11 protein-coding genes are annotated in these 12,978 nt (G+C 66.6%); 3 read left to right on the forward strand and 8 right to left on the reverse strand.

The genetic code is table 11. From position 1 onward, the window contains the following. Positions 1 to 39 precede the first annotated feature (39 nt). The 5 genes from AC50YM_RS03220 to mnmA form a co-directional block, all read right to left on the reverse strand. On the reverse strand, positions 40 to 1,731 hold the full coding sequence (locus AC50YM_RS03220; protein ID WP_494892228.1) for an ABC transporter ATP-binding protein: 1,692 nt from the start codon (positions 1,729 to 1,731) through the stop codon (positions 40 to 42). Beyond that, positions 1,728 to 2,747 carry an ABC transporter permease gene (locus AC50YM_RS03225; RefSeq protein ID WP_494892230.1) on the reverse strand — a complete coding sequence of 340 codons (1,020 nt, stop codon included), beginning with the start codon at positions 2,745 to 2,747 and terminating at the stop codon, positions 1,728 to 1,730. The genes AC50YM_RS03220 and AC50YM_RS03225 overlap by 4 nt, the downstream gene beginning before the upstream one ends. Positions 2,748 to 2,749: 2 nt before the next feature. Beyond that, the gene (locus tag AC50YM_RS03230; RefSeq protein WP_494892232.1) at positions 2,750 to 3,841 is read right to left on the reverse strand and encodes an ABC transporter permease; all 1,092 of its coding nucleotides are present in this window, start codon (positions 3,839 to 3,841) and stop codon (positions 2,750 to 2,752) included. A gap of 134 nt (positions 3,842 to 3,975) precedes the next feature. After that, positions 3,976 to 5,604, reverse strand: a complete 1,629-nt coding sequence (locus tag AC50YM_RS03235) for an ABC transporter substrate-binding protein (RefSeq protein WP_494955564.1) — start codon at positions 5,602 to 5,604, stop codon at positions 3,976 to 3,978. Between the two features lie 371 nt (positions 5,605 to 5,975). Further along, positions 5,976 to 7,154, reverse strand: coding sequence for a tRNA 2-thiouridine(34) synthase MnmA (gene mnmA, locus AC50YM_RS03240; protein WP_494955565.1), 1,179 nt, complete (start codon positions 7,152 to 7,154; stop codon positions 5,976 to 5,978). A 220-nt stretch (positions 7,155 to 7,374) separates the two neighbouring features. Here mnmA and AC50YM_RS03245 point away from each other — a divergent pair, with 220 nt between their 5' ends. After that, positions 7,375 to 8,619, forward strand: coding sequence for an NAD(P)/FAD-dependent oxidoreductase (locus AC50YM_RS03245; RefSeq protein ID WP_494955635.1), 1,245 nt, complete (start codon positions 7,375 to 7,377; stop codon positions 8,617 to 8,619). 55 nt (positions 8,620 to 8,674) lie between these two features. On the opposite strand, the gene AC50YM_RS03250 is transcribed toward AC50YM_RS03245, so the two are convergent. After that, a complete protein-coding gene (locus AC50YM_RS03250; RefSeq protein WP_494955566.1) occupies positions 8,675 to 9,907 on the reverse strand; it encodes a cysteine desulfurase family protein in 1,233 nt (410 codons plus the stop codon). A 50-nt stretch (positions 9,908 to 9,957) separates the two neighbouring features. Between AC50YM_RS03250 and AC50YM_RS03255 the strand changes: the two genes are divergently transcribed. Then, positions 9,958 to 10,857 (forward strand): DMT family transporter, encoded by a 900-nt coding sequence (locus AC50YM_RS03255; RefSeq protein WP_494955567.1) that lies wholly within the window; start codon positions 9,958 to 9,960, stop codon positions 10,855 to 10,857. Positions 10,858 to 10,859: 2 nt separating this feature from the next. Here the strand turns inward: AC50YM_RS03255 and AC50YM_RS03260 are convergent, their stop codons facing one another. Then, positions 10,860 to 11,621 carry a helix-turn-helix transcriptional regulator gene (locus AC50YM_RS03260; RefSeq protein WP_494955568.1) on the reverse strand — a complete coding sequence of 254 codons (762 nt, stop codon included), beginning with the start codon at positions 11,619 to 11,621 and terminating at the stop codon, positions 10,860 to 10,862. Between the two features lie 90 nt (positions 11,622 to 11,711). Here AC50YM_RS03260 and AC50YM_RS03265 point away from each other — a divergent pair, with 90 nt between their 5' ends. Then, positions 11,712 to 12,125, forward strand: coding sequence for a DoxX family membrane protein (locus AC50YM_RS03265; RefSeq protein ID WP_494955569.1), 414 nt, complete (start codon positions 11,712 to 11,714; stop codon positions 12,123 to 12,125). Between the two features lie 16 nt (positions 12,126 to 12,141). On the opposite strand, the gene AC50YM_RS03270 is transcribed toward AC50YM_RS03265, so the two are convergent. Then, complete coding sequence (locus AC50YM_RS03270; RefSeq protein ID WP_494955570.1) at positions 12,142 to 12,876, reverse strand: hypothetical protein; 735 nt, start codon at positions 12,874 to 12,876, stop codon at positions 12,142 to 12,144. Between the last annotated feature and the right edge of the window lie 102 nt (positions 12,877 to 12,978).

A 12,978-nucleotide genomic window follows, 5' to 3' on the forward strand; every position in this document is an offset into this window, starting at 1 on the left:
GAACGGTGGGCATGTCCTTACGTGTGCGCCCAAACAAGGCTAGCCGTGGAGCACGTCGCGGAAGGCCTCGCGGCGCCGGGCCTGCTCGTCCGGATCCGGGACCGGCAGGGAGGCAATCAGCTTCTTGGTGTAGGCGTGCTGCGGGTTGCCCATCACCTGGTTCCCGAGCCCCTGTTCGACCATTTTGCCCTTGTAAAGCACCCCGACCCAGGGCGAGAGGATGTCCACCACGGCGAGGTCGTGGCTGATGAACAGCGCCGCGAACCCGAACTCGCGCTGGATTTCCTTGAAGAGCTCCAGCACCACGGCCTGCACGGACACATCCAGCGCCGACGTCGGCTCATCAGCGATGAGCAGCTTCGGGTTCAGGATGAGCGCCCGCGCCAGGGAGGCGCGCTGCCGCTGGCCGCCGGAGAGCTCGTGCGGGAACCTGTCGGCGTACGACGCCGGCAGCTGCACTGACTCGAGCAGCTCGCCAACGCGCTTGCGCGCCTCCGCCGGGGTCGGGTTGCCGTGGATGATGAGCGGTTCGGCGACGCAGTCGCCGATGGTCAGCTGCGGGTTGAAGGATGCAGCCGGGTCCTGGAACACGAAGCCGATCTCCTTCCGGAGCGGCTTGAAGGTGCGCTCCTTGAAGTTCAGCATTTCGTAGCCCAGTACCTTGAGGCTGCCGCCCGTGGTCCGGTTGAGGCCGGCGATGGCCCGGCCGATGGTGGTCTTGCCGGAACCAGACTCCCCCACGAGTCCGAAGACTTCGCCTTCGGACACCGTGAAACTTACACCGTCGACCGCCTTGAAGGCCGGAGTGCCCAGCCTTCCCGGATACTCAATGGTCAGGTTCTTGGCCTCGACCAGCACTTTCCCGCCCTGATGGGCGCGCTCCGTCATACCTTCGGACGCGGAGTTGCGGCCCAGGTGCGGGACGGCGGCGAGAAGTTTCTTCGTGTACTCCTCCCGGGGCTGGGCGAACAGGACCCGTGCGGGAGCTTCCTCCACGACGTCGCCCTGGTACATGACCACCACTCGGTCGGCGAGGTCGGCGACAACGCCCATGTTGTGCGTGATCAGCACGATGGAGGTACCGAATTTGTCCCGCAGGTCGCGCAGCAGCTCCAGGATTTCCGCCTGGACAGTGACGTCCAGGGCGGTGGTCGGCTCGTCGGCCACGATCAGACCCGGGTTCAGGGCCAGCGCGGCGGCAATGACGACGCGCTGTTTCTGGCCGCCCGAGAACTGGTGCGGGTAGTAGTTGACCCGGGTATCCGGGTCCGGGATACCCACTTTCCGGAGGGCTTCGATGGCCCGCGCCTTGGCTTCCTTGGCCGAGATCTTCTTGCCGCTGCCGGTGTCCGCATGCGCCCGAATGCCCTCGGCGATCTGCCAGCCGACGGTGTAGACGGGGTTGAGTGCCGTGGACGGTTCCTGGAAGACCATGGCGACGTCGCGGCCGCGGATCTGCCGCAGTTTGGCCGCGCTGACGCTGATGACGTTGTTGCCGTTGATCAGGACCGCGCCCTGGCTGGTTGCCGTTTCCGGCAGCAGGCCCAGGATGGTCTTGGCCGTCACGGTCTTGCCGGATCCGGATTCGCCAACGATGGCGACAACCTCGCCGGGATTGACTTCGAGGCTGACGTCCTTGACGGCGTAGACATCGCCGGCATCGGTCGCGAACGTGACCTTGAGGTTCTCGATGTCCAGAACGGGGCCGGGCCGGTCGATGTTCGTGGTCATAGCACTCTCGATTCTGCTTCAAGGGCGGCCTGCGCGCCGGCGGTGGAGTCCGGGCCTCCGGCGGGCGTCTTGCCGCCGGACTTCCTGCGGCCCCTGAGCCGTGGATCGTTGAGGTCGTTGATGCTCTCACCAACGAGGGTCAGCCCAAGCACGGTCAGGACGATGGCCGTACCGGGGAAGATACCCGTCCACCAGATGCCGGATGATGCGTCGTTGATGGCCTTGCTGAGGTCGAAGCCCCACTCCGCGGCGGAGGACGGTTCGATGCCGAACCCCAGGAACCCCAGGGCCGCCAGGGTCAGGATCGCCTCGGAGGCGTTCAGCGTGAAAATCAGCGGCAGCGTGCGGGTTGCGTTCTTGAAGATGTGTCGGCCCATGATGCGGACGCTAGAAGCGCCCACCACCTTGGCTGATTCGACATAGGGCTCGGCCTTCAGCCGGATGGTCTCGGCACGGATCACCCGGAAGTATTGCGGGACGAACACCACCGAGATGGCGATGGAGCAGGAAACAATTCCTCCCCAGAAACTGGACTGGCCGTGGCTGATGACGATTGACACCACGATGGCCAGGAGAAGCGACGGGAAAGCGTAGATCGCATCGGCGATCACCACCAGCACCCGGTCAAGCCAGCCGCCGAAGTAGCCACTGACGAGACCCAGGGCTACACCGAGGAATATCGACATGGCCACGGCGACGATGATGACCAACGCGGCCGCCTGGGCACCCCAAATCACGCGGGAAAAGACGTCGTACCCACTCACGGTGGTGCCCCAGATATGGGCTGCGCTGGGGGGCTCTTGGGCCGGGAATGTGCCGGACGCATCGCTGATTTGAGCGAAGCCGTACGGAGCGATCACCGGCGCCAACACTGCCGTCAGCAGGAAGATAACGGTCAGCACGAGGCCGGTGACGAGCATGCCGCGCTGCAGCCCGACGCTCGTCCGGAAATGCGAGATCACCGGCAGCCGGTAGATGAGGGGCTGCTTGCGTCCGCTTACTGTGGTTGCATTCATGGCTAGTACCTCACTCGCGGGTCGATCAGAGCTGCGGCTACGTCCACGATGAAGTTCGTGACGGCAACAATGACCGCCAGCAGCACAACAATGCCCTGGACGGCGACGAAGTCGCGGGCGTTCAGGTATTGCACCAACTGGTAGCCGAGGCCCTTCCACTCAAACGTGGACTCCGTGAGGACGGCTCCGCCCAGTAGGAGGGCAATCTGGAGTCCCATGACGGTGATGATCGGAATCAGGGCAGGCTTATAGGCGTGCTTGGTCACAAGCCGGAAATTGCTGACGCCTCGGGACCTTCCGGCCTCGACATAGTCCTTGCCCAGGGTGCCGATGACGTTGGTCCGGACCAGCCGGAGAAACACCCCGGCCGTCAGCAGCCCCAGGGTTAGTGCGGGCAGGATCGAATGGGCCACGACGTCGCTGAATGCTGCCATGTTCCCGCTGCGCAGCGCATCGAGCCAGTAGATCCCGGTCGGTGCGGCCAGGCTTCCCATGGCCAGTTCGGTCCTGGTGGAGGCCCGGCCTGCGACGGGAAGCCAGCCGAGCCAGACCGAGAACGTCAGCTTCATCAGCAGACCCGCGAAGAACACCGGCGTGGCGTAGCAGAGAATAGCAAAGAACCGCAGGACGGCGTCGGGTGCCTTGTCGCGCTTGTAGGCGGAGATGAGCCCGAGCGGGATGCCGACCAACAGCGCCACGATGAGGGCATTGATGGCCAGTTCCAGCGTTGCCACACCAAAGGTCATGACCATTTGGACGACGGGTCGCCGGTCGGTGATGGTGGTGCCGAAGTTCCCGGTCGCCAACTGGCCAACGTATTCAAAGTACTGCACGAGGATCGGCCGGTCGTAGCCGGCCTCGTGGATGCGCTGTGCCAGCACCTCGGGCGGGAGCCGGCCGCCCTGGGCGGCCGTGATGGGGTCGCCAATGACCCGCATAAGGAAGAAGACCATAGTCACGAGAATGATAACGGTCGGAATGATCAGGAAGAACCGGATCAGGAGGTAGGTCCCCAAACCCCCACCCGAGGATTTTTTCTTGGACGGAAGGAGTCCGTCGGCGTCGCTTGGCGGCGCCTCTATCAGTGTTGTCATTACTACCTAGAATTCTGCTTTCGCGGCCATGGGCCGGCCCCGTGAACTGCTACGTGCTGCAAATGACCAGGGAAGGCGGGGCGCGATGAGAACGCCCCGCCTCCCAGGCTGGTCAGAACCGCAGGAATGCAGCCTTACTTGGAGACAGTTCCCAAACGGAACTTAAAGGAAGCATCGAGGGTTGTGTCGACACCCTTGACACTGCTGCCGGAAATTGCAACCTGTGCGCCCTGGAGCAGCGGAAGCGTGGAGATATCCTTGGCCAGGGCATTCTGGGCATCCTTGATCGCGGATTCGCGTGCGCTCTTGTCCACGGTGGTGAGCTGCTTGTTGATCAGGTCCGTGACCGTGGGGTTGTTGTAGTGGTTCTTCAGGAAGCCGCCGTCCGGGAAGAACGGGGTCAGGTAGTTGTCGGCGTCGCTGAAGTCCGGGAACCAGCCAAACTGGAACAGCGGGTACTCATCGGCACGGCTTGCCTTGCTGTAGGTGACCCATTCCGTGGACTGCAGGTTGACCTTGAACAGGCCAGACTTCTCCAGCTGGTCCTTGACCATGGCGTATTCGTCGCCCGAGGACTTGCCGTAGTGGTCCGGGTTGTACTGCAAGTTCAGGGACACCGGGGCGGTGATGCCGGCATCGGCCATGACCTTCTTGGCCTTGTCCAGGCTGGGCTTGCCGCCGTCGCCGTAAGCGTCCTTGAACGATTCGTTGGCGCCGAGGAAGCCGCTGGGGACGTTGGAGTACAGGGGCAGGTAAGTGCCCTTGTAGACCTGGTCCGCGATCGCCTGGCGGTCCACGAGGTTGGCGATGGCCTGGCGGACTGCCAGAGCCTTGGCCGGAGCCGCGTCCGGGGCCTTCGCGCCGAACGGCATGGTGTCAAAGTTGAACGTGATGTAGCGGATTTCGCCGCCGGGGCCGACGTTCACCTTGACCTTGGAGTCCTTCTTCAGGTCATCGATGTCGGTGGCGCTCAAGCTGCGGTTGGCCACGTCAATGTTGCCCTGCTGGATATCCAGCTTCATGTTGGTGGGATCCGCGTAGTACTTGATCGTGGCACCATCGTTGGTCGGCTTGCCCAGCACGCCCTTGTAGTCGGGCCACGCTTTGAAGCTGATCAGCTCGTTCTTCTTGTACGTTTCGATCGTGTACTGGCCATAGAAGGCCTTCGCCTTGGCGATCGAGTCGTCGTCGAGCAGCTTGTCGGCCGGGAAGACTTCGTCGTCCACGATCGGCGCGGCAGGGCTGCTTAGGATCTGGGCGAAGGTCTGGTCATTGGCCAGCTTCAGCTTGAACACGACCGTGTTTGCATCCGGGGCGGTGACGCTGTCCACGTTGGCCAGCAGGCTAGCCGGCCCGGCGGGATCGTTGATCTTCGTCTGCCGGTCAAAGGAGAACTTGACGTCCTTGGAGTCCAGGGTGTGGCCGTTGGCCCACTTAAGTCCGGACTTGAGCTTGACCGTGTATTCGGTGGGCGTCGTGAAGGAGCTGGACTCGGCCAGGTCCGGCACGGGATCGGCGCTGCCCGGCTTCGAGTTGAGCAGGAAGGAGTAGATCTGGTTCATCACCATGAAGGAACCGTTGTCGTACGCGCCCGCGGGATCCAGGGCCGTGACCTTGTCCGTAGTGCCGTAAGCGATCGGGCCCGTGGCCGCGGCCGTTGACCCGCCACCGCCACCGGACGGGCCGGTGCACGCGGTCAGCGCAAAGGCGGATACCCCGACGAGCGCGATGGCGCTCTGAAGGGCCTTTTTGTTCATTGCCATCTGTGAACTTTCTGTTCGATGAGTCCCCGTGCGCAGCCCGTCATTCCTGATGTGACCCGACGGGCGACACGCTGTCCTGATGCCTCGATTCAATCAGACGGCCACCAAGGTGAATCGTTACATCATGTGAGATGAGACACAAAATTTACACGAACGGCCTGAACTCATCATTATCTTCAGGCAACCCGCCGGAATCCGGCAGGCTGCCGGGCGCCAGCGAAGCCAGCGTCAGTGGCCCGAGCCTCGACGCCAACACAAAAAACCACCGCAGCACCGGTCCGCGGCTTTGTCCCGGCGGCATCGAAAAAGCCGCGCACCACCGGTGCGCGGCTTTGTCCCGGCGGCCGGAATGGCCCCGGAAATCGGGACGCCTAGAGTGCGGCCCGCTGCAGTGAACGCGCTGTGTCTATGGTGGCCTGGCCCAGCACCCGGCTGCCCTGGTACAGCACCACGGTCTGCCCCGGGGCGACGCCGCGCAGCGGCTCCGTCAGGGTCACCACGAGGTTGCCGTGCCCGCCGGCGCCAGTACTGCCGCCGTCGCTGTTGCGTGCAGCGCCAGGGCCTTCCGTGCCGGCGCGCTCCATCCGCGCCGTGGCGGGCACGGGGTCGCCGTGGGCGCGGACCTGGGCGTAGCAGTCGAATTCCTTGCCGGTCTGCACCTCGGCAATCGGCAGACCGGCCCAGGACACCTTGATGCCGCGGATTTCATCGATGGCCAGCAGGGCCTCCGGGCCCACCACCACCTTGTTCTCCTTCGGCCGGATCTCCAGCACAAAGCGCGGCTTGCCGTCGGCGGCCGGCGTGCCAAGCTTCAGGCCGCGGCGCTGGCCCACCGTGAACGCATTGGCGCCGGGGTGCTCGCCGACCTTTGAGCCGGACTCGTCGACGATGTCCCCCGTGGTCATCTCGATCTTCTCGGCCAGCCAGCCGGCCGTGTCGCCATCCGGGATAAAGCAGATGTCATGGCTGTCCGGCTTGTTGGCAACGGAGAGCCCGCGGCGTTCGGCCTCGGCGCGGACCTCGGCCTTGGACGGGGTGTCCGCGAGCGGGAACATCGAGTGCTTCAGCTGTTCGTGGGTGAGCACGCCGAGAACATAGCTCTGGTCCTTGGCCCAGTCCGCGGCGCGGTGCAGTTCCGGGTTGCCGTCGGCGTCGTTGATCACCTTGGCGTAGTGGCCGGTGCAGACTGCGTCGAACCCGAGGGCGATCGCCTTTTCCAGCAGCGCGGCGAACTTGATCCGCTCGTTGCAGCGCATGCAGGGGTTGGGCGTGCGTCCCGCGGCGTATTCGTCGATGAAGTCCTGGACCACATCCTCCTTGAAGCGCTCCGAGAAGTCCCACACGTAGTACGGAATTCCGAGCACGTCACAGGCCCGCCAGGCGTCTCGGGAGTCCTCGATGGTGCAGCAGCCGCGACTGCCGGTGCGCAGGGTCCCGGGCATCCGGGACAGCGCGAGGTGGACCCCGACGACGTCGTGCCCCGCCTCGACGGCGCGGGCTGCGGCAACGGCGGAATCGACGCCGCCGCTCATGGCTGCAAGAACTCGCATACTGACTTTCGTTGGGGTTCGGGGGTGGTGCCGGCACTGGCGGCCGCTGGCCGCAGAAATAGCGCAATGCCTGCCGCACCATTCTATCGCCACGCCGATTCCTCCCCAAAAGACCTTGACCGCACCATCCGCGGGCTTCTAAAGTCAAATGCAATGGTTTTAGATTCATCCCGTGACATGCGGCACCGGAGCGACGGCGGCCGCAGGAATCGAGTACATCATGGCCACCGGAAACATTGTCATCGTGGGCGGCGGGCTCGCCGGCGCGACCGCCGCAAAGTCCGTCCGTGCGCAGGGGCATGGCGGGCCGGTGATCCTGCTGGCAGCGGAGCAGCACCATCCGTACCTGCGCCCGCCGCTGTCCAAGGAATACCTGCTGGGCAAGGCCGAGGACGAAGCACTGCCCGTGGCTCCGGCGGACTGGTACGCGGAGAACGACGTCGACCTGCGGCTCGGAACCTCCGTCGCGGGGATTGATCCGGCTGCCCGGACCGTGGCCGTCGGGGACGGCCAGACGCTGGAGTACGCCTCGCTGTTGCTGGCCACTGGCGCACGTCCCCGGCGCCTACCGCTGCCGGGCAGCGACCTGGCAGGCGTCGGGACCTTCCGCACGGTGGACGACTGCCGGCGCCTGCGAACCGACCTGGCCGGCGGCGGCCGGAACGTCGTGATGATCGGGTCGGGCTGGATCGGAATGGAACTCGCCGCGGCGGCGAGCGCCTATGGGAATTCCGTCACCCTGCTGGGGCTGGAGAAGGTGCCGCTGGCCGCTGCGGTCGGGCCCGAACTGGGCGGCTTCTTCCGTTCGCTGCACGAGTCGAACGGCGTCCGGTTCCGGCTTCCCGCCTCGGCCGCCGGGATCCTGGGGCAGTCGGGCCGGGTCAGCGGTGTGGAAACGGATTCCGGTGAGGTTCTTCCCGCGGATCTGGTGATCATCGCCGTGGGTGTGGTCCCCGAGGTGTCGCTGGCGGAAGCAGCGGGTCTTGCCCTGCGGAACGGCATCCTCACCGACGCCTCGCTGCGGACCTCCGCGCCCGGAATCTACGCGGCCGGGGACGTCGCGAATGCGCTCCATCCGTTCACCGGGGAGCACCACCGCAGCGAGCACTGGTCCAACGCCCTCAACGGCGGCAAGGTCGCGGGCCGCGCGATGCTTGGCCTGGACGCCGCGCTGGACACGATTCCCTACTTCTACACCGACCAGTTTGATGTCAGCATGGAGTACTCCGGATTCCCGACGCTCGTCGACGGGCCGCCCACGCTCCGCGGCTCCCTCGAGGGAAGGGAATTCCTCGCCTTTTGGCAGCGCGATGGGCGGGTGGTCGCGGGAATGAGCGTGAACTGGCCGCGCGCCGGCAAGCCCCAGAAGATCATCAAGCAACTCATTTCAGCGAAATCCGCTGTCGATCCTCGGGCGCTCGCCGATCCGGCCATCCCGCTGGATCAGCTCGTGCCGGCCGCGTAGCTGTTGCCCTGGACCGTTCCTGCGGCATGGCACGCGCCCGCCGCCTGGCCCGTGCCTAGCTTGTGCCGGCGGCGGAGTGGCGGGCGAGAGTTCCGGCGGTCTGGATGCTGGACTCGTGGCCGGCCATCCCGGCCTGGCGCGCCCGGCTGTACGCGCCGGGCAGGGCAGCCAGGAGTGCATCGACGTCCGCTTCGGTGGAGGCATGCCCCAGGCTGAACCGCTGGGCGCCCCGGGCCGTGTCCTCGTCCAGCCCCATCGCCAGCAGCACATGGGAGGGCCTGGGAACTCCCGCCGTGCAGGCTGAACCGGTGGAGGATTCCACCCCGGCCAGATCCAGCAGGAAAAGCAGCGAATCTCCTTCGCAGCCACGGAAGGTGAAGTGCGCGTTGCCCGGCAGCCGGCCGGCGCCGGGAGCCCCGCGCAGCACGGCGTCGGGCACCGCGGCCAGCACGCCGTCGATCAGCCGGTCCCGGAGGGCCGTGATCCGCGCTGCCTCCTCCGGAAGTTTGGCCGCGACGGCTTCGGCCGCGGCGGCAAACGCGGCAATGGAGGCGGTGTCAAGGGTCCCGGAGCGGACGTCCCGTTCCTGCCCGCCGCCGTGCTGGACCGGGGTCAGTTTCACGGCGCGGCCCAGCAGCAGGGCCCCGACGCCGACGGGGCCGCCGATCTTGTGCCCGGAGATGGACATGGCATCGAGCCCGCTGGCGCGGAAATCCACGGGCAGCGAGCCGAACGCCTGGACGGCGTCGGAATGGACGGGAACGCCCGCCCGGTGGGCCAGTTCGACGATCTCCGCAATGGGCTGGATGGTGCCGACTTCGTTATTCGCCCACATCACCGTGACGAGGGCGATCGACGCCGGGTCCCGGGCGAGCTCCGCCTCCAGCACCGCCAGGTCCAGCACACCATCGGCTCCCACCGGCAGCCAGCTGACCTCGGCGCCCTCATGCCGCGCCAGCCATTCGACGGTGTCCAGCACGGCGTGGTGCTCGACGGCGGAACACAGGATGCGCGTGCGGGCCGGGTTCTCCGCCCGCCGGGCCCAGTACAGGCCCTTGACCGCGAGGTTGTCCGCCTCGGTCCCGCCCGAGGTGAAGATGACTTCGGAGGGGTGTGCCCCGGCGGCGGCGGCCAGCGCCTCGCGGCCGTCCTCGACGGCGCGCCGGGCGCTGCGCCCCGATCCGTGCAGCGACGAGGGATTGCCGGTGCGGGCCAGCTCGCGGGTCAGCGCAGCCAGCGCCTCGGGGGCAAGGGTGGTGGTGGCGGCATGGTCAAGGTATACGGGCACGGGACAATTCTACCTGCGGGCCCGGAGCGGCACTGGTGTAGATTCGAGCGGTGAAAGCGCCCTTGTACCTGGTCCTGGCCACCCTCTTCTGGTCCGGCAATTTCGTCGTCGGCCGGGCCGCTGTCGCTTCGATGTCCCCGCTGGACCTGACCTACTGGCGCTGGACCTTCGCGGCCGTGCCGCTGCTGCTGCTGGCCCACTTCGTTGAAAAGCCGGACTGGCGGGCCGTGCTCCGCCGCTGGCCGGCGCTCCTGCTGCTGAGCGCGCTGGGCATGAGCGCCTACACCCTCCTGCTGTACGCCGCGCTCGGCCACACCTCCGCCGTCAACGCATCCCTGATCACTGCGGCCAACCCTGCCCTGATCGTTGTGATGGCCATCGTCCTGCTCGGTGAGAAGACCACACGCCTGGGCTGGCTCGGCATCTGCTTTGGCCTGGTCGGGGTGCTGCTGGTCCTGACCCGGGGCGAACTGCAGCGTATTTTCAGCCTTTCGATTAACACCGGTGAACTCATCATGATCGGCGCGATCCTTGTCTGGGGCTGTTACACGATCATTGCCCGCAAACTGGATGTTCCTGCCATCGCGGCCACCGCCATGCAGGTGGTGATTGCGTCGGTGACACTGACGCCGTTCGCGCTCGCCCTGAATGTGCGGCTGCCGGAGACGCAGGCCGAGGGCTGGTCGCTGGCGTACATCGTGGTCTTCCCCTCCCTCGGCGCGTACCTGTTCTGGAACCTGGCCCTCAAGACCACCCCACCGGGAACCGCCGGGAACTACCTGAACCTGATTGCAGTGTTCACGGCGATCATCACGGTGGTCCTGGGGACGCCGCTCACCACCGCCCAGATCCTCGGTGGCGTCCTGGTGATCGCGGGCGTGCTGCTGACCGGGATGAAACGGCGGGCCAACCGTCCGGTGGCGGCAGCAGCCTCAAGCCCGGGCGCTTAGGATCAAGGCGTCCGGGCTGCGGGCTGCTGGCCCGGTCTGATCCGGGCGCAGCACTGCGCCGGCAGCGCGGCCCCCTGCGTGCGGAGGTCCTCGATCGCGAGCGCCTGGACCCGGTCCGGATCAATACCGCAGCCTGCCGCGGCCCCGGCCAAAAAGGCACCGTTCATGGCGCAGACAACTTCCGTGTGGCCCGCGGCGATCCGGTGGAACGGGCAATTGAGCAGCACCAGACCACCCTCGGCGTCACGCTCCGGACGGTAGCCCTCCGCCGTGAGGAAGTCCGCGAATCTGTCGCCGGCGGCTGCTTCCCGGGCATCGGCCGGGTCCGCCGCCTCGCCCGCGGACCGCGCCGCCGATTGTCCCCGGGCAAAGGCGGTCCGTTCAAGCGCGTCGCGGGCGGACCCGCCGTCGGCCGTTGACACCTCGATGGCGGCGACCAGCAACTCGGCGGCGAGGTCGTAGTTCCGTTCAGGCACCGATGCGGTGACCTCCCGGACGGCGGCCACGTACAGCTTGGCCGGGCGGCCGGAACCCGGCCCTACCCTGTCACCGAGTTTCCGGAATTCCACGGCCAGGAGGCCGTCCTGCACGAGCCGGTCCAGCTGGAAGGACGCGGTGCTCCGGGGCAGGCCGATCGCCCCGGCGGCGTCGTCGCGGCTGACCGCGCGCCCGGAGGATGAGACAAAGGCGAACAACCTGCGGCGGGTTTCATCCCCCAGTGAGGCGACGGCAGCGATCCTGCGGTTCCAAGGGGTTCGCGTCATAAAATCAGCCTAACTCTAAAAACAAGATCCGTTGCTTAACTACTCCGGCCATTCTAAAATGAAGTTATCCACTTTTAGAAGGAGTAACTCATGAATTCCTCTGCAGCCCTCGTTACCCCCGCCGGGACCCGCGCCCCGGCCTACCAGCGGCAGGCGTTCCTCCTGCTGCGGACCGTCTTCACCGTCGCACCCGTGGTGTTCGGCCTCGACAAGTTCACCAACCTGCTGACCGACTGGACGATGTACCTGGCCCCCGTGGTCACGGACGTTGTGCCGCTGCCGGCGCAGACCATCATGTACGTCGTCGGCGTCGTGGAGATCGTCGCCGGACTGGCGGTGGCGCTGAAGCCGCGGTTCGGCTCGCTGCTCGTGGCGGTCTGGCTGCTCGGCATCATCGTCAACCTCATCGTCCTGGGCGGCTTTTTCGACGTGGCCCTGCGCGATTTCGGTCTGCTGGTCGGGGCGCTGGCTCTGAACCGGCTCTCGCTGGCGCAAGGGCGCTGAGCCCGACGATCGGCAGTCAGTCCGACGGTGGAACGATGGCGAGCCGGGCCGCGACGTCGGCCCGGGCCGCCGCGAGGGTGGCGGCGTCCGGGCACGACACGGAAATGTACACGGAGGAGCCCGCCCTGCTGAACATCCGCGAGTAGACGGCTGTTGTCCGTGCGTCGGCGGCGGCGCGGCCCTCAAACACCAGCACCTCGACACGCGGGCCGGGCTTGTCCGGGTCGCCGCCCCAGCGCAGGGTGTCCGTCTTGAGGTACGACGGCAGGATGCTCGGGTCCAGATACTGGAAGAGCGCCGCTGTCGAGGCCTGGTCATCCCCGGGGACGGTGAGCGCCCCCTGGTTCGTCCGGACCTTGGCCCAGACCACGCAGCCGTCTGCCTTCAGGTATTCGCTGGCGCCGGCGACATCCTGTTCGCCCGGCTTCCAGCCCGGGGCCTCGCGGAGGCCGTCGGAGAGCTGGACGGGGACGCCGGCGGCCAGGGTACCGCCGGCGGCGAAGGGCATGTCCTTTGCCGCGACAGCCGCGGAGTCGTGGCCCGGGGTGACGGTCGGGGTGGCGAGAGTCGGCGTTGCCGGTGCCGCTTTGGGGGCAGCGGGGTCAGGGATGCCGACGCTGCAGCCGGCCAGCGTGGCCGCTGCGGCGAGCGCAAGGAGGATGGACGTCCCCCGGGGCGCACGCCGGGCGCGGCGGGGACGCCGGCCAACGCACGCTCCTGCCGTTATCCCGGTTTCCCGCTTCCTTGCCATACCGCTCCGCCCCAATTCGCCGTAGTGCCTGTGCCTGTGCCTGTGCCTGCCCGAGTCTGCCCGTGCCTCCGGACGATTCTAGGCTCTCGGCGCGAAACCCTC

The sequence above is a fragment of the Pseudarthrobacter sp. RHLT1-30-1 genome (assembly GCF_059383415.1).